Origin of the sequence: Micromonospora sp. WMMA1949, from assembly GCF_027460145.1 — a bacterium.
Classification (GTDB): domain Bacteria; phylum Actinomycetota; class Actinomycetes; order Mycobacteriales; family Micromonosporaceae; genus Micromonospora.
Genome location: NZ_JAPZBG010000001.1, coordinates 5,528,585 through 5,548,194, shown reverse-complemented (window position 1 = coordinate 5,548,194; position 19,610 = coordinate 5,528,585). Strand labels below are relative to the sequence as shown.

Annotated in this window: 22 protein-coding genes; 7 read left to right on the top strand and 15 right to left on the bottom strand. The window is 74.1% G+C overall.

The features are described 5' to 3' along the window. Positions 1-15 precede the first annotated feature (15 nt). The 4 genes from O7607_RS25870 to O7607_RS25855 all read right to left on the bottom strand — a co-directional run bounded on the left by O7607_RS25870 (position 16) and on the right by O7607_RS25855 (position 3,565). Entirely contained in the window at positions 16-669 is a 654-nt protein-coding gene (locus O7607_RS25870; protein WP_269705818.1) for a hypothetical protein, read from the bottom strand. Continuing rightward, complete coding sequence (locus O7607_RS25865; protein WP_269705817.1) at positions 666-1,667, bottom strand: hypothetical protein; 1,002 nt, start codon at positions 1,665-1,667, stop codon at positions 666-668. Before O7607_RS25865 ends, O7607_RS25870 begins: the two co-directional genes overlap by 4 nt. A 55-nt stretch (positions 1,668-1,722) precedes the next feature. Continuing rightward, on the bottom strand, positions 1,723-2,499 hold the full coding sequence (locus tag O7607_RS25860; RefSeq protein WP_269705816.1) for a methyltransferase domain-containing protein: 777 nt from the start codon (positions 2,497-2,499) through the stop codon (positions 1,723-1,725). A 106-nt stretch (positions 2,500-2,605) separates the two neighbouring features. After that, complete coding sequence (locus tag O7607_RS25855) at positions 2,606-3,565, bottom strand: TolB family protein (RefSeq protein ID WP_269705815.1); 960 nt, start codon at positions 3,563-3,565, stop codon at positions 2,606-2,608. A 139-nt stretch (positions 3,566-3,704) separates the two neighbouring features. Between O7607_RS25855 and O7607_RS25850 the strand changes: the two genes are divergently transcribed. The 5 genes from O7607_RS25850 (at position 3,705) to O7607_RS25830 (ending at position 5,913) form a co-directional block, all read left to right on the top strand. Next, positions 3,705-4,298, top strand: coding sequence for an HD domain-containing protein (locus O7607_RS25850; protein ID WP_269705814.1), 594 nt, complete (start codon positions 3,705-3,707; stop codon positions 4,296-4,298). Positions 4,299-4,381: 83 nt separating this feature from the next. Beyond that, complete coding sequence (locus O7607_RS25845; protein ID WP_269705812.1) at positions 4,382-5,023, top strand: dihydrofolate reductase family protein; 642 nt, start codon at positions 4,382-4,384, stop codon at positions 5,021-5,023. A gap of 31 nt (positions 5,024-5,054) precedes the next feature. Beyond that, the gene (locus O7607_RS25840; protein WP_269705811.1) at positions 5,055-5,534 is read left to right on the top strand and encodes a DUF2975 domain-containing protein; all 480 of its coding nucleotides are present in this window, start codon (positions 5,055-5,057) and stop codon (positions 5,532-5,534) included. After that, entirely contained in the window at positions 5,534-5,752 is a 219-nt protein-coding gene (locus tag O7607_RS25835) for a helix-turn-helix domain-containing protein (RefSeq protein ID WP_269705810.1), read from the top strand. Before O7607_RS25840 ends, O7607_RS25835 begins: the two co-directional genes overlap by 1 nt. Next, entirely contained in the window at positions 5,749-5,913 is a 165-nt protein-coding gene (locus O7607_RS25830; protein WP_269705809.1) for a hypothetical protein, read from the top strand. Before O7607_RS25835 ends, O7607_RS25830 begins: the two co-directional genes overlap by 4 nt. 32 nt (positions 5,914-5,945) lie before the next feature. Here the strand turns inward: O7607_RS25830 and O7607_RS25825 are convergent, their stop codons facing one another. Continuing rightward, positions 5,946-7,145, bottom strand: a complete 1,200-nt coding sequence (locus O7607_RS25825) for an RtcB family protein (RefSeq protein ID WP_269705808.1) — start codon at positions 7,143-7,145, stop codon at positions 5,946-5,948. A gap of 348 nt (positions 7,146-7,493) precedes the next feature. After that, on the bottom strand, positions 7,494-7,886 hold the full coding sequence (locus O7607_RS25820; protein WP_269705807.1) for a hypothetical protein: 393 nt from the start codon (positions 7,884-7,886) through the stop codon (positions 7,494-7,496). A gap of 147 nt (positions 7,887-8,033) precedes the next feature. Between O7607_RS25820 and O7607_RS25815 the strand changes: the two genes are divergently transcribed. Next, positions 8,034-8,807, top strand: coding sequence for an alpha/beta hydrolase (locus tag O7607_RS25815; RefSeq protein ID WP_269705806.1), 774 nt, complete (start codon positions 8,034-8,036; stop codon positions 8,805-8,807). A 26-nt stretch (positions 8,808-8,833) separates the two neighbouring features. Here O7607_RS25815 and O7607_RS25810 read toward each other — a convergent pair whose 3' ends face one another. Genes O7607_RS25810 through O7607_RS25800 form a run of 3 tightly spaced genes read right to left on the bottom strand, consistent with a single transcriptional unit; the run spans position 8,834 to position 11,223 of the window. Beyond that, the gene (locus O7607_RS25810; RefSeq protein ID WP_269705805.1) at positions 8,834-9,340 is read right to left on the bottom strand and encodes a DinB family protein; all 507 of its coding nucleotides are present in this window, start codon (positions 9,338-9,340) and stop codon (positions 8,834-8,836) included. Positions 9,341-9,384: 44 nt separating this feature from the next. Beyond that, positions 9,385-10,197: a M15 family metallopeptidase gene (locus O7607_RS25805; RefSeq protein WP_269707081.1), complete on the bottom strand. Its 813-nt coding sequence runs from the start codon at positions 10,195-10,197 to the stop codon at positions 9,385-9,387. 60 nt (positions 10,198-10,257) lie between these two features. Then, complete coding sequence (locus O7607_RS25800; RefSeq protein ID WP_269705804.1) at positions 10,258-11,223, bottom strand: acetylxylan esterase; 966 nt, start codon at positions 11,221-11,223, stop codon at positions 10,258-10,260. Between the two features lie 200 nt (positions 11,224-11,423). Between O7607_RS25800 and O7607_RS25795 the strand changes: the two genes are divergently transcribed. Continuing rightward, positions 11,424-12,449, top strand: coding sequence for a LacI family DNA-binding transcriptional regulator (locus O7607_RS25795; protein ID WP_269705803.1), 1,026 nt, complete (start codon positions 11,424-11,426; stop codon positions 12,447-12,449). A gap of 15 nt (positions 12,450-12,464) precedes the next feature. On the opposite strand, the gene O7607_RS25790 is transcribed toward O7607_RS25795, so the two are convergent. The 6 genes from O7607_RS25790 to O7607_RS25765 form a co-directional block, all read right to left on the bottom strand. After that, the gene (locus O7607_RS25790; RefSeq protein ID WP_269705802.1) at positions 12,465-13,739 is read right to left on the bottom strand and encodes a D-alanyl-D-alanine carboxypeptidase family protein; all 1,275 of its coding nucleotides are present in this window, start codon (positions 13,737-13,739) and stop codon (positions 12,465-12,467) included. 93 nt (positions 13,740-13,832) lie between these two features. Further along, positions 13,833-15,119 (bottom strand): D-alanyl-D-alanine carboxypeptidase family protein, encoded by a 1,287-nt coding sequence (locus O7607_RS25785; RefSeq protein ID WP_269705800.1) that lies wholly within the window; start codon positions 15,117-15,119, stop codon positions 13,833-13,835. Positions 15,120-15,221: 102 nt separating this feature from the next. Beyond that, positions 15,222-15,638, bottom strand: a complete 417-nt coding sequence (locus tag O7607_RS25780) for a protein-tyrosine phosphatase family protein (protein WP_269705799.1) — start codon at positions 15,636-15,638, stop codon at positions 15,222-15,224. A gap of 99 nt (positions 15,639-15,737) precedes the next feature. After that, positions 15,738-16,358, bottom strand: a complete 621-nt coding sequence (locus O7607_RS25775) for a hypothetical protein (protein ID WP_269705798.1) — start codon at positions 16,356-16,358, stop codon at positions 15,738-15,740. Between the two features lie 13 nt (positions 16,359-16,371). Then, entirely contained in the window at positions 16,372-18,156 is a 1,785-nt protein-coding gene (locus O7607_RS25770) for a DUF4012 domain-containing protein (RefSeq protein ID WP_269705796.1), read from the bottom strand. A gap of 104 nt (positions 18,157-18,260) precedes the next feature. Then, positions 18,261-19,496 (bottom strand): glycosyltransferase family 4 protein, encoded by a 1,236-nt coding sequence (locus tag O7607_RS25765; protein ID WP_269705795.1) that lies wholly within the window; start codon positions 19,494-19,496, stop codon positions 18,261-18,263. Positions 19,497-19,610 lie beyond the last annotated feature (114 nt).

The following is a 19,610-nucleotide window of genomic DNA, read 5'->3' as shown; positions in this document are numbered from 1 at the left end:
GGCTCCTCCAGCCAGTCAGCCCCGTGCCACCAGTCGCGCGATCTCCCGCGCCATCCGCGCGGTCTCCGCCGCGTCGCAGCGGTCCCGGCGTACCCGGTGGCTGCGCCCGTCCACCGCGCCGAGGCTCAAATCGCACGCGCCGGGAGTGGTCCGGCCGAGCGCCACCGTCACCGCCGGTTCACCGGCGTCGACCTCCGAGGTGTGGAAGCCGCCGGCGCGCAGCGCGTACGAGTCACCGGCCGAGTGCGTCTCCACCGTCGCGGTCGTCGCGGTGACCAGCCGGTCGGTGGCGGCCATCTCGTCCACCTCGCCGAGGCTGTGCACCTCGTAGATCCGCCAGGCCGGGTCGGCCGGCGCGTCGTCGACCTCGATCAGCTCGTTGCGGACGGTGCCGTGCAGCACGTGGCTGAGCAGGTCCCAGCTGTGCGAGTGCATGGTGGAGGTGGTCGGGCGCACCGGCGGCGGGTCGGCCGGCCAGGCGTGCACGCAGATGCCGTCCGGGCCGTCGCGTTCCACTGGCAGGCAGGTGAAGCCGAGCGGGTGCCGGACCGCGCGGAGCGGCCGGCGTCCCTCCGCGACGTCGCCGAGCACGTCCAGCACCCAGTCGCGGAGCACCTCCGGCCGGGTGCCCCGGTCGATCTCCCGTTCGAGGTCGGCGTAACTGGTCATGAGTAGGGGTTCCTCGCCTGGACGGCCTTGCCGATGATGTCGGCGACCTCGCGGTCGCCGAAGGACCGGGGCAGCGTCAGGCCGAGGGCGGTGAACAACCGCCGTACCTGCTCGACCGACGGCTCGTCGTCGAGCTTGACCTGGGCCGCGGCCTCAATCGGCACGCGCCGGCTCTGCCGGCGGCTGTAGTCCAGCTCGATGTTGAAACGGTTGTAGTAGACCTCGCCGCGGTCGATGCGCAGCGCGGGCGTCTGCGGGTTCTCCTGGGTGATGACGACGCAGGACGAGGAGAGGTCGTAACGGAACGTGGTCATCTGCGCGGAGAGCCGGACGTCGACGGTGAGCAGGCCGGAGCGCTGCAGGTGCCAGCAGGCGGCCAGCACCGTCGCGTACGACTCCTTGCGGGTGCGGTCGACGGTCCACGGCTCCCCCGGCGCGTCCGGGTCGAGGCTGCGCCGGAACCGCGCGTACCGCTCGCAGACCTCCTCGTCGGTCGGGTCGATGATCTCGATCGCGACGGTGAGCGTGGCGTTGCGCCGCCGGGCGTGTTCCAGGCAGTCCGGCAACGTGACCGCGCGCAGGAAGGTGCCGGTGCCGCCCTTGAAGCTCCACTGGTCGGTGTGCCGCCGGGCCTCGGCGAGCGCCTGGCCGACCTCGCTGCCGTGCAGGACGCGCACCATGGAGACGCTGTCGATGGCCTCGCGGGCCCGGTTCAGCGCGCCCTCCGGGCCGGTGATCTCCTTCATCTGCGGCACCAGGTCGGTCAGCCGGTCGCGGGTGTCCGAGATGACCTGGCGGACCTCCCGCTCGGTGGTGCGCCGGCGGAGCCGGTCGCGCAGCATCGCCTGCGCCAGCAGGCCCAGGACCAGCAGGATCGCGCTGTTGACGACTTCCTGGTCGACCGCGTTGGTGAGGCCGAGCACGGACACCGTGAGCGCCAGGACGAGGCCGATGAACGCGTCGAGATTGGTCACGACCCAGGCGAGCAGGCGCGTCATGACATCCCCCGGTCGACGACGGAACCTCCATGATAGCCCGTTGTCAATGTCGTCATCACATCCTGTTTCCGGCCGGTGGCGGTCCGCCCTGCCGGCGGGCGGCGCAGATCAGCGAACCGCCCAGCCCGGGTGCGGCGCGGGCCAGCCGGCGCGACGCCACCCACCGGCCGCCCGGCAGCCGCCAGCCGACCTCGTTGGACCGCAGCGCCACCGGCGTGAAACCGGCCCGGCGCAGCGTGCGGCGCAGCAGCGAGGCGGTGAACGGACGGATGTGCAGCCACAGATAGGGGTGCAGCGGGTCGACCTGGCGCGGCGCCCGGCCGGCGAGGAACGCCAGCCGGTCCTGCACCGGCGCCAGGTTCGGGGTGGTGAGCACCAGCAGGCCGCCGGGCGCCAGCACCCGGTGGCACTCCCGCAGCAGTGCGAGGGGGTCGTACACGTGCTCGATCAGCTCCCCGGCGAGCAGCCCGGCGAAGCTGCCCGCCCGGAACGGCAGCCCGCGGGTGGCGTCCAGGCAGACGGCCGGCCCCCGTCCACCGGCCGCCGCGCGGGCCGTGCGCAGCGCCGCCTCGGCCGTGTCGGCCAGCACCACCGGGCCGGGCAGCGCGGCCGGGTCGAGCATGCCGCGCGGCCCGCAGCCCAGTTCCAGCACCGGTCCGCGGCCGGTCACCCCCTCGGCCATCAGCCGGGCCGCGACCGCGCGGCGCACCCGGTGGTACGGATCGTCGACGTACCCGTCGACCTCGGCGCCGTCGTGGTAGCGGCGGTGGTTGGCGTGCCTTCCGTGCGCCTGCGCGCGGTGCGACGACGTCCCGGTCGGCGGCTCGGCCATCACCCCTCCACAGCGGACGCCGGCCCCGTCGGCGGCGTCCGCTCCAAGCCTCGCACCGGGCGCGCCCGGGCGCGCGCATCCGGTCGCGATGCGCGCGCCCGCCACGTCAGATCGCGGGTGCCCAGTCCAGCCGGGTGCTGTCGTCGTACTCGTCGCCGGGGATCCACCACTGCTCGCCGAAGCCGCTGGTGGACACGATGATGTTGCCGCCGTCCGGGTACTCGTTCTCCGGCGGGATCGACAGCGCGGCGCAGTAGCGGCCGTCCGGGGAGAACACCGGCGACAGGTAGAACCGGGGCTCGTCGGTGAGCTTCTTCAGCCCGGTCCCGTTGATCCGCACCGAGGCGAGCGACTGGTTGAGCGTCTCCAGCTCGGGATACCAGCGGTCGGTGCAGAACACCACGCGCCCGGAGTCGGGCATGAAGACCGGCGAGTCGAACCTCTCGCCCGCCACCGGCGTGTAGATCGGCCGGACCGTGCCGGTCGCGAGTTCCAGCACCCGCAGTTGCCAGCCCTGCGAACGGCTGCGCCACCGTACGACGATCATCGAGCCGTCCCGGGACCAGTCCGGGTCAATCATGACGTGCCCCTCGACCAGCACGCGGGTGGTGCCGGTCGCCACGTCGACGGCGATCAGGCGGTCGTTGTTCTGCCCGGTGACGAGCGCGATCTCCCGCCCGTCCGGCGACCAGGTCGGCGCGCCGTAGCGGACGCCGAACGGGTCGGCGAGCAGCGTGCGCTTCAGGCCGGTGGTCCGGTCGTACACCGCCACGAACGGCTCCAGCGTGCCGTCGCCCGAGCGGCCCGTGTTGACCCAGGCCACGTACCGGCCGTCCGGCGAGGTCTTGGCGTGGTCCCCGTTCGGCAGCAGCTCCCGCGGCGTGGTGCGGCCCGGGTCGACCTGGAGCACGCCCCAGCCGACGCTGACCAGCCACGGCCCGTTCACCACGTCGGCGGCGGCCGGTGCGGCGGACGCGGCGTGGGGCGCGGCGGCCACCCCGGTCGCGGCGGCGAGCCCGGTCAGCGCGGCGGCGCGCAGCAGGGCACGACGATTCAGTGCGGTCATTCGACAACCCCCGTGAGAGACGTGGCCCTCACCCTCCCGAGTGGATCGACGCACCGGAATCGGACGAGTGGCCGCTTCACGTTCGGCTGCTCGTCCATCACCGCCGGTGAGGCCGCGGCGGCCCGGTACGCTCGCCCCGATGACCTCCGACGCGCTGCGCCGCGCCCTCACCGAACCGGGCGAGCCGCCGCTGCTTCCGCTGCCCGGCGTAGCGGTCGAGCTGCTGGCCGCGCTCGACGCCCCGCCGCGCCTCGGCGCGCACCTGCGGCTGGTGCACGACGTCGCCTGGCACCTGACCGCCGCGTTCGCCGACCGGTTCGCCGCGGTGCCGTTCGACAGGCAGGCGGTGCTGTTCGGTGCGGCCGTGCACGACCTCGGCAAGGTCGAGCATCCGGCCGAGCTGACCGGCCCGGGGTCCGCGCACGAGGAGGCGGGCTACCAGTTGCTGCTGCGCTTCGGCGTACCGGAGGAGCGGGCCCGCTTCGCCGTCACCCACGCCGCCTGGCACTCCCCCGGCGTACAGCTGGAGGACCTGATGGTCAGCCTGGCCGACAAGGTGTGGAAGGGCCGCCGGGTCACCGACCTGGAGCAGCTCGTGGTCGACCGGCTCGCCGGCATCACCGGCCAGGAGCGCTGGCAGACGTTCCTGGACCTGGACGACGTGCTCGCCGAGCTGGCCGCCGGCGCGGATCGCCGGCTGGCGTTCCAGGCCGAACATCCGGTGTACGGCTGACGCCGGACCGCGGACGGCGATGAGTCCGGTGCCGGTGCGCGGTCTTCGGTGAGTCGGTGTTCTCCGAATCTCCGGGAGGAAGCATGAGCACCACCGAAGCGCGGGGCCGGGTACGGGCGTTCGTCACCGTCTCCCTGGACGGCTACATCACCGGTCCCGACGACCACGCGGGGCAGGGGCTAGGTGTCGGCGGCGAGCGGCTGCACTACTGGGTGATGGGCGGGCCGTGGACGTACGACACGCCACGCGAACCCGGCGCCGGCATGACCGCCGAGGACCGCGCGTACTTCGACGAGCTGCTGGCGGGTGCCGGCGCCGCGTTGTGCGGCCGGGGCATGTACGACGCCGCGGGCGCCTGGGGCGGCCGGAACCCGTTCCAGGCGCCCCTGGTCGTGCTGACCCACCGCACCGCCGACCAGCCCGACCCGGACGCCGGTTTCCTCATGGTCGACGGGTTCGACGCGGCGCTCGCGGCGGCCCGGCGTACGGCCGGGGACGGCGCGGTGGTCATCGGCGGGGGCGCGGACGTCATCCGGCAGGCGCTCGCCGCCGGCGTGGTCGACGAGCTGGGCCTGTCCACGGCTCCGGTGGTCCTCGGCGGCGGGAAGCGGCTCTTCGAGGGCTTCGACCGGGACGTCGACCTGGAGATCCGCGCCGTGCACCACTCGCGGTACGCCGTGCACGTCCGCTACGCCGTCGGCCGCCGCGCGAGCGATACCGATTGACTTTCGATAGGTTACGCGCGATAGTCGATGCATGCTTACCGCTCAACGCGCGGTCACACCACTCCGCGCCTTCCTGGTCCTGCTGTTCGCGGTCCTGGTGCTGTTCCAGACCATGTCGCTGCCCGGCCAGTTCGCCCACATGGCCCGGGAAGACCCGGACATGGCGTACCTGCGCTGGCCCGCCACCGCGGTCACGGTCTTCTGGGTGCTCTGCGTGCAGGTGGTGATCGTCTGCACCTGGCAGCTGCTCACCCTGGTCAAGCGCGACCGCATCTTCACCGAGGCGTCCCTGCGCTGGGTCGACGGAATCGTCTGGGCGGTCGCCGCCGCCTGGGTGGTGCTCGTCGGCGTGTTTCTCTACGTCGGCTTCAACGCCGACGACCCCGGGCTGCCGCTGCTGCTGTTCCTGCTGGTCACCGGCGTCAGCGTGCTGGGGCTGCTGATGGTCGTGCTGCGCGCGCTGCTGCGGCAGGCCACCACGCTGCGCACCGACATGGAAGCGGTGATCTGATGCCGATCGTCGTGCGCATCGACGTGGAGCTGGCCAAGCGCAAGATGAGCGTCGGCGAGTTCGCCGAGCGCGTCGGGCTCACCCCGGCCAACATCGCCGTGCTCAAGAACGGCCGCGCCAAAGCCGTCCGGTTCAGCACCCTGGAGGCGATGTGCCGGGTGCTCGACTGCCAGCCCGGCGACCTGCTCGAATGGGTCCCCGACGAGGAGGACCGATGAGATACCTGGCCGCCGCCGTCGCCCTGCTCGCCGTCGTGCTCGGCGTCGCCGGCTTCGTGTACGGCGAGGCCGACGACTCCCCCGGCCTCCAGCTCCTGTCCGCGCTGCTCGTCATCGGCGCGGTCGCCATCGGCGTCCGCGTCGTCCGGCGTACCCGGTAGGGCCGGCGCCCCCTCGACGCCGGCCCTGCCGCTCAACCCTTCACGCAGACGACCTGCTTGAGGTGGGCGACCACCTCGACCAGGTCGTCCTGCTGGGCCATCACCTCGGTGATGTCCTTGTACGCGCCGGGGATCTCGTCGACCACACCGGCGTCCTTGCGGCACTCCACCCCGGCGGTCTGCGCGGCCAGATCCGCCGTGCTGTACGTGCGCTTCGCCTGCCCCCGCGACATCCGCCGCCCGGCCCCGTGCGACGCCGAGCAGTACGCGTCGAGGTTGCCCTTGCCGCGCACGATGTACGACCCCGTGCCCATCGACCCGGGAATGATGCCCAGGTCCCCCTTCCCTGCCCGGATCGCGCCCTTGCGGGTCACCAGCACGTCCACCCCGTCGTAGCTCTCCTCCGCCACGTAGTTGTGGTGGCAGGAGATCGGCTCGTCGTAGCCGACGTGCGGGAACGCGTCCCGGACCACCTGGCTCAGCAGCGCGAGCATGACCGCCCGGTTACGGCGGGCGTACTCCTGCGCCCACCACAGGTCCCGCCGATACGCGTCCATCTCGGGCGTGCCGGCGAGGAACACCGCGAGGTCCCGGTCCGGCAGGTCGACGTTGTGCGGCAGGCCGCGCGCCACCGCCATGTGCCGCTCGGCGAGTTCCTTGCCGATGTTGCGGGAACCGGAGTGCAGCATCAGCCAGACCCGGCCGTCGTCCGGGCCGCCCTGCTCCAGGCAGACCTCGATGAAGTGGTTGCCGCCGCCGAGCGTGCCGAGCTGCCGCTGCGCCCGCGTCTCGAGCTGGGCCACCTTCCGGTCCAGCGTGCCGAACCGCCGCCAGAAGTCGTCCCAGCCCGCCTGCTCCAGACCCCGCACCCGGCGCGGGTCGACAGCGTCGTCACGCATCGCGAAGCCGACCGGGATCGCCGCCTCGATCGCCGAACGCAGCGGCGCGAGGTCGTCGGGCAGGTCGGCGGCGGTCAGCGAGGTCCGCACCGCGGACATGCCACAGCCGATGTCCACGCCGACCGCGGCCGGCGACACGGCCTGCCGCATCGCGATCACCGAGCCGACGGTGGCACCCTTGCCGAAGTGCACGTCCGGCATCACCGCGACGCCCTGCACCCACGGCAGCGCGCCGATGTTGCGCAGCTGCCGGGCCGCCTGCGCCTCGATCGCGTACGGGTCGGTCCAGACCCGGACCGGCGCCCGGGTACCGGCCAGCGGGGTGAAACCCATCGTCGTCTCCTCGCTCATGTCCGTCTGAAACAGGTGCCCCGGACACGGAGAACCGCCCGGCTCCGGTGTCGGGGCAGGCGGTTCGCGCGGATCGTCGCGCCGGCGCTAGACGCGCCACCACCCAGGTTGCCACTGCCGTCGCCGGCCCGTGCCCGGTTCGGGCAGCAGGACACCGGCGCGCGGCGCTTGCCGCTCGGCGCGGGTGCGGTTCTGCTGCGACACGGCAGGCTCCCCTGGTGGATCAGATCGACGTTGCCCGTTCACGGTACGGCCGCCGCGCACGGGCGGCAACGCGATATTGCTTCGCGCGTGGGCGGCGAAGGGCGCGACGTGACGAGTGCCCGGCGGCTAGCCGGCGTGTGCCACCGGGTGGCGGCGCATCTCCTCCATGAAGGGGTAGCGCGCGGTCAGCTCGGCGATCGTGATGCCGGTCCGCCACGCGGCGGCCACCTGCGCGACCTGGAGCAGGTCGGTGGCGTCGCCGCGGGCCTGGACGTCGCCGTCCACCCGCAGGTCGATCATGAAGTAGCGGGCCTGGGAGCCGAGGCTGACGCAGACCACGCCCCGGGGAGAGGTCATCTCGGCGCAGGTGAACCGGCTGCGCCCCTGCTCGGGCGCGGTCACCTCGCCGACGTCGAGCTGGTGTGCGGCGGCGGTCGCCACGAGTGCGGGGGCGAGACCGCCGGGCTCGACCAGATCCGGGTAGAGGCGCACACCCAGTGCGGCGGACACGTCGCTCATGCCTGACTCCCACTTCCTTGTGACAGAGACCAGCAGCGCGCAGGTTACGGGTGTGTTACCGGCACGCACGGCCATCCTTTCCCGTACGACCGTCCCGGGGCAATAGGAACGCCCTCATCGAACCCCTGCGAGGTACGCTGCCGCCTCATGGCGCTGATCCGCTGTGACTTCTTCTCCGAGGCGCTCGGCATGGGCACGTCGATGACGGTACTGCTGCCGGACCGGGGCGCCGCCGGGATCGGTGTGCCGGGCGCCGCCGCCGACGGCGACCCGCCGGTGCTCTACCTGTTGCACGGCCTGACCGACGACGACACTGTGTGGACGCGGCGCACCTCGATCGAGCGGTACGTGGCGCCGCTGGGGCTGGCCGTGGTGATGCCGCAGGTGCAGCGGAGCTTCTACTGCGACGAGGCGCACGGCAACCGGTACTGGACGTTCCTCAGTGAAGAACTGCCCGAGGTGTGCCGGTCGTTCTTCCGGCTGTCCGACCGGCGGGAGGACACGTTCGTCGCGGGTCTGTCGATGGGTGGCTACGGCGCGGTGAAGTGGGCGCTGCGCCGGCCGGAGCGGTTCGCGGCGGCGGCGAGCCTGTCCGGCGCGCTGGACGTGACCCGCCGCCGTCACCATCCGACCCACCCGGTCGACCCGGCGGTGTGGCACACGGTCTGGGGTGACGGCCCGGTGCCCGCCGACGACGACACGGTGGGGCTGCTGGAGCGCGCCGGCGACGACCTCCCGGCGCTCTACGTCGCGTGCGGTACCGAGGACTTCCTGTACGAGGACAACCTGCGGTTCCTCGACGTGGCCCGGAAACGCGACGTGCCGGTCACCGTCGACTTCGGTCCGGGCGACCACGACTGGGCGTACTGGGACGCGCGGATTCAGGACGTGCTGGCCTGGCTGCCGCTGCGCACGCGCTGACCGGCGGCGGCGCCGGGCGGGCAGGCTCAGACGCCGACGGTGCCGTCGATCGCCTCGCGGATCAGGTCGGCGTGCCCGTTGTGGCGGGCGTACTCGTGCAGCATGTGCAGCATGACCAGGCGCAGCGAGACGTCCTCGCCCCAGCGGGCCTGGTGACCTGTCACGTCGAGGGACTCGGCCTCCCGCTCGATGCGCCGGGCGTGCTCGATCTCCCGCTGCCACGCCTCGAACGCCTCCGCCGCGTCGGCGTCGGCGGCGTCGTACGCCCGCTGGAAGTCGCCGCTGTCCGACCACACCAGCGGTACGTCCTGCGCGTCGATGACCCGGCGGAACCAGGTGCGCTCCACCTCGGCCATGTGCCGGACCAGGCCGAGCAGGGACAGCGTGGACGGCGGCGACGCCGCCCGGCGCAACTGCTCGTCGGTCAGCCCCTCGCACTTGAGGGCCAGCGTGGCCCGGTGGAAGTCGAGGAAGGCGCGCAGCGACTCCCGCTCGTCGGCGAGCAGCGGCGGCCCGATCCGTTCGGTCTCCATGAGCGCCCAGCCTAGCCGCGATCGATCTTGGTGGGACGACCGCGTCACCGCAGTGACGAACCGGCCACCGGGAAGTCGAACCAGGTGTCCGGGTACGGTTCGTCGACGTACCGGTAGTGCCACCACTCCAGCGGATAGTTCTCGAAGCCCTGCGCGGACATCAGCCGTCGCAGCAGGTCCCTGTTGTTCCGAGCGGTGTCGGTGATCCGCGCGTCGGCGGTGTGGGCGCGCGGGTCGAAGCAGTCGAATCCGGTGCCCATGTCGATCGAGTCGTCGGCGAATCGGCGGCCGGCCGGTGCGGTGCACGGCACGAGCGGCTCACCGGGCGTGTACGCGGGCTGCGCGGCGGCGGAGACCGGCACCAGGGTCAGGTCGACGGTGCTGCCCCGGCTGTGCGCGGTCGGCGCGCCGATGTAGCCGTCGGCGAACAGGCGGTCCTTCGGCACCTCCGGGTAGAACTCCCCCTTCATCCGCTGCTCGCCGGGGACCTTCGCCCAGGCGACGAAGTCGTCCGCCGCGCGCTGCGGGCGGTAGCAGTCGTACACCTTGAGGCTGTGCCCACCGGCGAGCGCGGCGGTCTGCACCCGGTGCAGCGCCTGCGCGGCCGGCCGGGTGAGCAGGCAGCGCGGCTCGGCGTACCCGTCGATCGGGCGGCCGACGAAGTTGTGCGGGCCCGCGTACCGGATGTCGGTGCGGACGGTGGGGTCGACGGCGGCGAGGTCCACGATGTCCGCCGGGGCCCGGGGGCCGGTCGGCGTGGGTGAGGGCGGCGCGGACGGTGACGGCGACGGCGCGGGCCGCTGGCAGGCGGCGGCGAGCAGCGCGGCCGCGACGGCCAGGACCGCCGTCGCGCGCATGCCGGTGCCCATCCGCCGTGTCTACCAGCCCTCGCGGGCCGGCATCGGCGGAACCGGTCCTCAGCCGCCCAGGACGGTACGGAGGAAGTCGACGGCGGCGGCGTCGTCGTCGATGCCGCCCGCCTCGTGGCCGTTGAACCGCCACACCGTCAGGTCCTTGTCGCCCCGGTAGTCGTGGTAGGCGGCGTAGACCGTCGACGGCGGCACGATGTCGTCCATCAGCGCCACGGAGAAGCGGGCCGGCACCGTGGCGCGGCGGGCGAACGCGACGCCGTCGACGTAGCCGAGCGTGCGCAGCACCTGCTCCTCGCGGTCGCGGTGCACGGCGAGGTAGTCGCGGATCTCCCGGAACGGCGTGGTGTCGGTGATCGTGATCGCGCGCGGGATGTCGCAGAGGAACGGCACCAGCGCCACCGCCGCCCGCACCTTCGGCGCCAGGGCGGCGGCGGCGAGCGCGGCGGCGCCGCCCTGGCTGTGCCCGAGTACGGCGATCCGGTCCGGGTCGACGCCCGGCAGCTCGCACGCGGCGTCCACGGCGCGGACCGCGTCGGTGAGGAAGCGCCGGTAGTAGTACCGGTTCGGGTCCTCGATGCCGCGGGTGGCCATGCCCGGCGCCTGCGGTCCGGCGGCGGCGATGTCGGGCGTGTCGCCCCGGCTCCACCCCGAGCCCTGACCGCGCGTGTCCATCTGGAGGTGCGCGAACCCGGCGGCGGACCAGAGCAGGTTCTCCAGCGCGTGGCCGCGCCCGCCGCCGTATCCGACGTACTGCACGATCGTGGGCAGCGGCTCCGTCGCGCCGCGCGGCACCCGCAGCCAGGCGCGGATCGGCTGGCCGGCGAAGCCCGGGAAGGTGACGTCGAAGACGTCGACACCGGTCAGCGGCGTGGGCAGCGGGGTCGCGGACACGGGGTCGCCGCAGGAGCGCGCCTGTGCGAGAGTGTCAGCCCAGAAGGCGTCGAAGTCCGGCGGTTCGTGCAGGTCGCTGCGGTGGGTACGGAGTTCGGCCTCGGTCAGGTCGGTGAACACGCCTCGGTTTTCCTCGTCGTTCGTCGGGGGTGGACGGCGAGCCGTCGGGAGATGACGGGTGCATTTCCGGAACGTTTCCGCAACTCCGGCGAACGCTAGGGCCGGTCCGGCCTGTCGTCAAGCCCTCGCCGTACGGCAAGATGTGCGTGGGGCGGGACGGTCTACCGGTCGGTTCCGGCAGCCGGCGAAGGGAAACACGGGTGAGCGCGGACGACGAGCGCAGGGTGACCATCACCGCGATCGCACGGGAGGCCGGCGTCTCGGTCCCGACCGTGTCGCGCGTGCTCAACGGGCGTTCCGACGTCGCGCCGGACACCCGGGAGCGCGTCGAGGAACTCCTGCGCCACCACGGCTACCGGCGCCGGGGCAGCCGTACGGTGCGCCGCGCGGACCTGGTCGACCTGGTCTTCAACGACCTGGACAGCCCGTGGGCCGTGGAGATCATCCGCGGGGTCGAGGACGTCAGCCACGCCGCCGGTGTGGGCACCGTCGTCTCGGCGATCCACCGCGAGTCCAGCTCCACCCGGCAGTGGCTGCACAACCTGCGCGCCCGCGCGTCCGACGGCGTGATCGTGGTGACCTCGCACCTGAGCCCGGCCGTGCAGGCCCAGCTGCGGCGCCTCAACGTGCCGGTGGTGGTGGTCGACCCGGCCGCCGGTGTGGCCGCCACGGACGTGCCGGCGATCGGCGCCACCAACTGGACCGGCGGCCTGGCCGCCACCGAGCACCTGCTCAAGCTCGGCCACCGGCGGATCGGTTTCGTGGCCGGCCCGCCGCACCTGCTGTGCAGCCGCGCCCGGCTGGACGGCTACCGGGCCGCCCTGGCCGCCGCCGGGGTCGCCGCCGACGACCGGCTGGTGCAGCCCGGCGACTTCTACCACGCCTCCGGATTCACCGCCGGTGGCGCGCTGCTCGACCTGGACGACCCGCCGACAGCCATCTTCGCCGCCAGCGACCAGATGGCCTTCGGGGTGTACGAGGCGGTCCGCCGCCGCGGGCTGCGGGTCTGCGACGACGTGAGCGTGGTGGGCTTCGACGACCTGCCCGAGGCGCGGTGGGCCTCCCCGCCGCTGACCACGGTGCGCCAGCCGCTCGTGGAGATGGGCCGGCTCGCCGCGCGTACCGTCCTGCGGCTGGCCCAGGGCGAGGAGATCGACTCACCCCGGGTCGAACTGGCCACCGAACTCGTGGTTCGGGACAGCACCGCCGGGCCCGCCTGCCCCTGACCCGGACCGCTCTTTTCAGTCCTGTTCCGGAATTTCCGGCTCCCGCAGGGCCGACCCGGTCGACATGGCGGCGGCGTGACGGCGACGCCGCGCCAGCAGCAGCGCTCCCCCGGCCGTCAGCACCGCGCCCACCGCCACCGTCACCCCCGTGCCGGGCCGCGGTCCGGGTGCCGCCGCGCCGCCGCGCAGACCGGCGTGCCCGGCCAGGGCCGAGGCCGCCCCGCCCGCCGGTGGCGCGGACCGGTCCAGCTCCCCCGGCTCGACCAGCCGGCCGACCGAGGCGTCGCGGGGCTGCGCGAACCCCCAGTCCAGCAGCGCCGCGCCCTGCTGCCAGCCGCGCTGCGTGGTCACCTCGGCGCCCAGCAGCGTGACCACGAGCCGCCGCCCGCCGCGCTCGGCCGCCCCGACGTACGTGTGCCGGGCCAGGTCGGTGAAGCCGGTCTTGCCGCCGATCGCGCCCGGGTACCGGTCCAGCAGCATGTTGTCGTTGGCGATGGCGAAGCCCTTCGCCCGCCGCGCCGGCTGGGCCGGGATCTGCGCGGACCGGGTCGCGGCGTACCGGCGGAACGCCGGGTCGGCGAAGCATGCCCGCGCGATGAGCGCCAGGTCGTACGCGCTGGTGAACTGCCCCGGCCCGTCCAGCCCGGACGGGGTCACCGCGTGCGTCTGCCGGGCGCCGAGCCGGTGCGCCTCCTCGTTCATCGCCCGTACCCCGCCGGCCAGTCCGTCCGGGCCGCCGCCGAGGCGGGCGAGCGCGTTGGCCGCCTCGTTGCCGGAGCGCAGCAGCAGTCCCAGCCAGATCGTCTCGATCCGGTAGCGCCCGCCCTCGACCAGCCCCACCGCCGAGCTGCCCGGTTCCACCGCCAGGTCCCCGGCGGTCACGGTGACCTCCCGGTTCGGGTCCAGCCGGGGCAGCATGGTGGCGGCGAGCAGCAGTTTCTGGACGCTCGCGGGCACGCCGTACTCGTGCGGGCCGCAGCCGCCGAGCACCGCGCCGCTGTCCAGGTCGGCGACCACCCACGAGGTGGCGGTCACCGCCGGTGGCACCGTCGACGCGGGCGGGACGACCAGGCCCGCGGTGTCGAGCGCGGCGCCGCCGACGGCCCGCGCGGCCGGGTCGGGCGCGGGCGGCGGCTGCGGCGGCCGGGTCGCCGGGGGCGGCACGTTCGGGCAGGGCGGTGCGGCCGGCAGCCGGCGTACGGGCGCGCGGACACCCGCCACAGCGGGCGTCGCCGACACCGGCACCAGCAGGGCGGCGGCCAGCGCCACGAAGGATCCCCAGGTCCTCATGACCCGCACGCTAGCCACGCCGACCCGAACGGGTCACCGGCTCCGGGATTCGCGTTCCGCCGCCCGGACCGGGCGGTAGGGTGCCGCCGGCGCTCAGGCGCGGCGGCGCCCCCTTCGGCGGGACCGGCCCTTCCGGGCGGCGAGCACCGCCACCACCCCGCCGACGGTGAGCGCCAGCAGACCGGCGGTCGGCACGATCACCCGCCAGTCCCCGTCGCCGATGCGCTGCAGCGCGGTCCCGGCCGGGCCCCGCCACGGCGGGGAGGCGGTACGGCTCGGCTGGGCGGCCGCCGCCGGCCGGGGCTCCGCCGCCTGGGCGTCCCGCTCGCCCGGCTCGACCAGCCGGCCGACCGAGGCGTCCCGGGGCTGCCGGAAGCCCCAGTCCAGCAGTTGGGCGCCCTGCTGCCACCCGCGTACCGGGCGGGCCTCGGCACCGAGCAGCGTCACGACGAGACGGCGTCCGTCCCGCTGCGCGGCGCCCACGTAGCTGTGCCGGGCCAGCTCGGTGAAGCCGGTCTTGCCGCCGAGCGCGCCGGGATAGCGGTAGATGAGCTGGTTCTCGTTCTGGATCTGGAATCCGCCCTTCTTCAGCGCGGGCTGGGCCGGGATCTGCGTGCGCTCGGTGAGCGCGTACCGGCGGAACGCGGCGTCGGCGAAGCAGGCCCGCGCGATGAGCGCCAGGTCGTACGCGCTGGTGAACTGGCCGGGACCGTCCAGGCCGGACGGGGTGACCGCGTGCGTCTGCCCGGCGCCGAGGCGGCGGGCCTGCGCGTTCATCTCGGCGACGCCGGCCTGCGCGCTGCCGGCGCCGAGGCGGGCCAGCATGTTCGCGGCGTCGTTGCCGGACTGGAGCAGCAGGCCCAGCCACAGCGTCTCGACCGTGTAGCGGCCGCCGACGAGCAGGCCGACGGCCGAGCTGCCCGGTTCGATGTCCAGGTCGGCGCGGGTGGCGACCGCCACCTGCCTGGGGTTCAGCCGGCTCAGCATGGTGGCGGCCAGCAGCAGTTTCTGGGTGCTGGCCGGGGTCCCGGGGACGTGCGGTCCGCACGCGCCGAGGACCGCGCCGGTGTCCAGGTCCGCCACGAGCCAGGTGGTGGCGGTGACCGCCGGGGGCGCCGGGCTGCCGGGTGGCGTGACGAGGCCGGTGCCGGCCAGCGCCTCGCCGCCCACCGCCGCCTGTTCCGGCGTCGTGGCCGGCGGTGTCGGGCGGGGCGGCCGGCTGACCTTCGGGGCGGGCAGGCGCGGGCAGGGCACGGGTGCGGCGGCCGGGGCGGCGGCTGGGGCTGGGGCTGTGGTGACCGGGGCGGCGGTGGCCGGAGCGGGCACACCGGTGGCGAGCAGGGTGACGGCGGTGGCGGCGGCCAGGACCCGGGCACTCATGAGAAGGCACCCTACCGAGCCCGATGATCACGGGCCGGACAGCTCACCCGTGTCGTGACACCGTGCCGACCGGGCGGTCCCGGTCGGTGACCGGGCGGGGTGTCAGCGCACGCCGCGCAGCCACCACCGCTGCCACGGCGTCTCCACCGCGCGCCGGTGGTAGTGGGACCGGACCCAGGCCACCGCCCGCGCGGGCGGCAGCCCGTCCAGCACGGCGAGCGCGGCCAGCGCGGTGCCGGTGCGCCCGACGCCGCCGTGACAGGCCACCTCGACCCGCTCCCCGGCGTACGCGCGCCGCCGCGCCTCCCGCAGCGCGTCCAGGGCGTCGGCGCGGTCGGACGGGATCCAGAAGTCGGGCCAGCGGACCCGCCGGGACGGCCACTCCGGCTCGGGGCCCGGCGCCAGCAGCAGGGCGAAGTCGGCGGGCGAGCCGGGATCGGCGACCCGGCGACCGCGTACGGTGGCGCCCCCGGGCAGCGTGAGCAGGCCGGCCCGGTCGGTCCACGGTGTCGCGTCCATCGGCTCATTGTGTCCCGGCGCCCGTACACGTGAGTGCCCGCCGGACCGAGTCCGGCGGGCACTCACGATCGAGCCGGGTCGTCCCCGGCGCGCCTCGGATCAGCCGAGGCGACGGCGGCGCCAGGCCATGGAGGCCAGCAGCAGCACCGCACCGGCGGCGGCGAGGCCCCCACCGAGCTTCAGCGGCGTGCCGATGCTGTCACCGGTGACCGGCAGTCCACCCTTGTGCGGCGGCCGGGTCGGCCGCGGCGGCAGGACGGTGCCGGTCGCGCTGGCGACCAGGCCCGACGTGAGACCGGTGGCGGTGAACGTGTACCGGCCCGGCCGGGTCGGCCGGTAGGGAACGGTGAAGTTCCCGTTGGCGTCGGCCGTCACGGTGAACGTGGTCGGCGCGGGCTGCGGCTGGGCCCGGTTGGGCGTGTAGGCGACCGGCGCCATCGCCACCGTGCTGCCGTCGCTGCGCCGCGCGGTCCCCTCCGCCGGCGCGGCCTGGGGCAGACCCGAGATCGCCACGTCGATGCGGACCGACTCGTTCGGCGCGAAGCCCGAACCCCGCAGGGTGAACGTCTCGCCGAGCCGGATGGTGGTCGGTGAGACGGTCAGCGACGCGCTGTTGGGCGGGTAGACCGGGGGCTGCGGCTGCGCCGCCCCGGCCGCGGTCGGCACGGCCGCTACGGCCAGGCCCACCGTGAGCGCCATGATGATGCGGGATAGCCGCATGATGGTTTCCCTCCTACTGTTCACAGCTTGGTGCGTTGACTACTTGGGTGGTCCATGGGGTGACGGTGGGTGTGTGCACCAGTTCGGCCGTCCCGGCACCGGTCTTGCCGGTGAGCACCGTGACGTCGAGCGTCCGGGTCTGCCCGGGGCCGGTCTCGACCTTCGCCACCGCCACCTGGCGGCGGCCGTCGGTGCCGCTGCCCATCGCGGCGTCCCGGCCGTCGAGCCGCCCGGTGAGGACGGCGCCGCCGGTGGGCGTGTGCACGGAGACGAAGGTGCGTGCGGTGTACTTGTCGCCGGACAGGGCCAGCCCGGTCACCGACTTGCTCAGGCCCGACTTCGGGGCGGTGGAGTGCACCGTGACCCGCAGCCGCAGCTCGCGACGCCCGTCCGGGTGGCATTCGCCGACCGTCACGGTGGCCGAGAACCTGAGGTAGTAACCGAGCTTCGCGCCGCTGCCGTCGTTGAGGAAGACGCCGACTGTCGGCACGGCGTCCTTCTCCGGGAGTTGACCGGCCAGCCGGCTGCCGGCCAGTGCGCGTTGCTCCTCAGATCGGACACTCCAGAACAATATCCGACGTTCATTGATTGAACGGCTAAAAACGGTCAAAAGCGCACGCGGGTCGACCGTCTTGGTGAACAGGGTGTCGAACACGCCCGAGGCCGCCTTGGTGAAGAACTTGTCCTGGTCCTTCGTGTCCAGATCCCGGTAGGAGTCACTGAGGAGCGTCCGTACGGCGGTGGCGGCGGCCAGCGACGGCCCCTCCGGCACGTCGACCGGACCCACCACACCGAGCAGGTACGACAGGACCACCGGGTCCACCGCCAGCACGCCGTCCACTGTGGTGCCGGTCCGGCGGCGCACCATGTCCCGGTAGAGCGCGGCGGCGGCCGGGAAGTCCGGGTTGAGGTTCACGTCCGCCGGATAGATGCCCGGTAGATCCCCCCAGAGCCGCTTCGCCTCCGCGTCGACAGTGAGTGGCGGGTCGAAGAACCGCAGGTCGGCCGAGGTGCCCTGCTTCACCAGGCGGATCCGTCCGGCCTCGGCGCGCAGCACGGCGTACGCGCCGAACATGCCGCCGGTGGCGCGCAGCTCGGCCGGGTTCTGGGAGACCAGCAGATAGCTGCGCGGACCGTCCGCGCCGAGCAGTGGCGGCAGCAGCCGGGCGCCGCGCTCGGCGGCCGAGGTCAGGTCGCCGAGCTGGTCCAGTTCGGCGCGCAGCGCGGTGACCGCGTCGCGGACCTGCGTCACGAGATCGTCTGTGGGCACCTGCCGCAACCGCTCGGCGGTCGCGCGCACCGCCTGGTCGGCGGCGGCGACCTCGCCCGAGACGGCGCGCAGGCGAGCCAGATCCAGCTTTCCCTGCTTCGGCACCAGCGAGGCGAGGTCGACCCGCAGCAGCGTGGGGAACGCGAGCCGGGCCAGATCGTCCACCGCCACCGAGATCTGCCGGACCGCGGTCAGGTTGTCTCCCGCGTACGGCGTCTGCTGGCCGGCCCACCACACCGGATCGCCGGTGGCGCCGCGCGCGGCGGCGGCCTGCTCCTGCAACGCGGCCAGCGTGCGCTGGGCCCGGGCCACGTCGCCGTCGAGCACCTGGGCGCTGAGCTCCCGGGCCAGCCCGGCGGCGTTCACCAGGTGGGCGCGGGCCTGCCAGCCGCGGAACGCGACCCAGCCGCCGGTGCTGAGCAGCACCGACACGACGACCAGCCCGGTCAGCAGGATCCGGCGGACCCGGGCGCGGCGGCGCCGTCGCGAACGGCGCCGCCGGCCGGGCGTGGCACCAGGTCCGGTCACGGATCTCCCCCTACGGTGTCGGTCGAATCGGACACAATTCGCGATCGAGTGCTTTTTAGCACGGGAAACTGTCCGTTCGAGCGGTTATCGGACACTCTGACGATTTAACGGCTGTGCGCGAGCTTTGTTCCGTTCGACGCCTGCGCGGCCACCTCGCGCAGCAGGACATCGATCCGGTCCACACCGGCCCGCATCGACATGTCCCGCAGGTAGGCGTCACGGCCGCGCCTGCCCATGTCGATCCGGGCGGCCGGCGGGATGGCCGCGGCCAGCCAGAAGCGGTCGGCCAGCGCCGCCCAGTCCTCCGGCGGGCAGGACAGCCCGGCGCGGGCGCGCTCCACCACCTCGGCCGTCTCCCCGGCGGCCGAGGCGACCACCGGCGCGGCGCAGGACAGCGCGGCCTGGAGCTTGCCGGGCACCCGGCCCCGCAGCTCCGGCAGGTCGCGCTGCGCGACGAGCTGGTAGTCGGCGGCGGCGTAGAGCTGCGGCATGTCCACCGCGGACCGTCGTTCCAGGAACCTGACGTTGTCCGCGCCGAGATCGGCGGCGAGCCCTCGCACCCGCTGCTCCGCCGGGCCCGAGCCCACGAGGACCAGGTCCATCCGGTCGCCGAGCGCCGCCGCCGCCCGGACCGCCGTCTCCAGATCCTGACGCGCGCCGATCGTCCCGGCGTGCATCACCACGCAGCGGTCGTCCCGGCGGACCAGCCGCCGCACCGCCGGACCGGCCTGGGTGGGACGGAAGATGCGTTCGTCGGTCCAGTTCGGCACCGTGCGGACCCGGTCCGGGGCGGCCCCACCGGCGCGGACCAGATCCGCCATCGACGGCGAACCGACAGCCACCACTGCCGCCTCCCGGTAGAGGCGGCGCGTCGCGGCCTCCAGCCGCCCCGGCCGCCCGCCGTCCCGCGCCGCGGGCCGCTCCGTCCACACGTCCTGCACGTGCAGGACGGTCGGCGTACGGCCGAGCAGCCGCAGCATCCCGGTCGCCGCGAACGTGACCGCCGGGTGGCCGTGGACGTAGAGCACGTCGACGTCACGCAGCAGCCCCCGGCCGGCGAGCGCGGCGCTGCCGGCGAAGGAGAGCCAACTCGCGACGCGGGCCCGGGCCGAACCGTCGCCCGCGGCGTACCGGGGCACCCGGCGCACGGTCAGCCGTTCACTGTGCGTCTGGTGCCGCCAGCGCTGCCGCCAGCCGGGGTACACGTGCCCGCCCGGGTAGTCCGGGAATCCGGTGAGGACCCGTACCTCGTGGCCCCGGGCCACCAGTTCCTCGGCCAGGCTTCCCGGCACGAACGCCGGCTCCGGCGGGAAGTGGTAGGTCAGGATGCCGACCCTCATGGCCGCGCTCCCGACGCGGCTTTCCGGACGGCCGGGCGCCGCACCGCGTACCATTTCCGCATCCCCTCTGCGTCCGGCCGCGACCGCCGGAGAAAAGCCGTCGCGGCACCTCTC

Excerpts from the sequence above, each read along its gene's own strand:
- O7607_RS25850 (WP_269705814.1), top strand. The coding sequence starts at position 3,705 with ATGACCTCCGACGCGCTGCGCCGCGCCCTCACCGAACCGGGCGAGCCG.
- O7607_RS25810 (WP_269705805.1), bottom strand. The coding sequence starts at position 9,340 with ATGGAGACCGAACGGATCGGGCCGCCGCTGCTCGCCGACGAGCGGGAG.
- O7607_RS25790 (WP_269705802.1), bottom strand. The coding sequence starts at position 13,739 with ATGAGGACCTGGGGATCCTTCGTGGCGCTGGCCGCCGCCCTGCTGGTG.
- O7607_RS25860 (WP_269705816.1), bottom strand. The coding sequence starts at position 2,499 with ATGGCCGAGCCGCCGACCGGGACGTCGTCGCACCGCGCGCAGGCGCAC.
- O7607_RS25785 (WP_269705800.1), bottom strand. The coding sequence starts at position 15,119 with ATGAGTGCCCGGGTCCTGGCCGCCGCCACCGCCGTCACCCTGCTCGCC.
- O7607_RS25765 (WP_269705795.1), bottom strand. The coding sequence starts at position 19,496 with ATGAGGGTCGGCATCCTGACCTACCACTTCCCGCCGGAGCCGGCGTTC.
- O7607_RS25825 (WP_269705808.1), bottom strand. The coding sequence starts at position 7,145 with ATGGGTTTCACCCCGCTGGCCGGTACCCGGGCGCCGGTCCGGGTCTGG.
- O7607_RS25835 (WP_269705810.1), top strand. The coding sequence starts at position 5,534 with ATGCCGATCGTCGTGCGCATCGACGTGGAGCTGGCCAAGCGCAAGATG.
- O7607_RS25870 (WP_269705818.1), bottom strand. The coding sequence starts at position 669 with ATGACCAGTTACGCCGACCTCGAACGGGAGATCGACCGGGGCACCCGG.
- O7607_RS25815 (WP_269705806.1), top strand. The coding sequence starts at position 8,034 with ATGGCGCTGATCCGCTGTGACTTCTTCTCCGAGGCGCTCGGCATGGGC.
- O7607_RS25775 (WP_269705798.1), bottom strand. The coding sequence starts at position 16,358 with ATGCGGCTATCCCGCATCATCATGGCGCTCACGGTGGGCCTGGCCGTA.
- O7607_RS25845 (WP_269705812.1), top strand. The coding sequence starts at position 4,382 with ATGAGCACCACCGAAGCGCGGGGCCGGGTACGGGCGTTCGTCACCGTC.
- O7607_RS25820 (WP_269705807.1), bottom strand. The coding sequence starts at position 7,886 with ATGAGCGACGTGTCCGCCGCACTGGGTGTGCGCCTCTACCCGGATCTG.
- O7607_RS25805 (WP_269707081.1), bottom strand. The coding sequence starts at position 10,197 with ATGCGCGCGACGGCGGTCCTGGCCGTCGCGGCCGCGCTGCTCGCCGCC.
- O7607_RS25855 (WP_269705815.1), bottom strand. The coding sequence starts at position 3,565 with ATGACCGCACTGAATCGTCGTGCCCTGCTGCGCGCCGCCGCGCTGACC.
- O7607_RS25780 (WP_269705799.1), bottom strand. The coding sequence starts at position 15,638 with ATGGACGCGACACCGTGGACCGACCGGGCCGGCCTGCTCACGCTGCCC.
- O7607_RS25840 (WP_269705811.1), top strand. The coding sequence starts at position 5,055 with ATGCTTACCGCTCAACGCGCGGTCACACCACTCCGCGCCTTCCTGGTC.
- O7607_RS25830 (WP_269705809.1), top strand. The coding sequence starts at position 5,749 with ATGAGATACCTGGCCGCCGCCGTCGCCCTGCTCGCCGTCGTGCTCGGC.
- O7607_RS25865 (WP_269705817.1), bottom strand. The coding sequence starts at position 1,667 with ATGACGCGCCTGCTCGCCTGGGTCGTGACCAATCTCGACGCGTTCATC.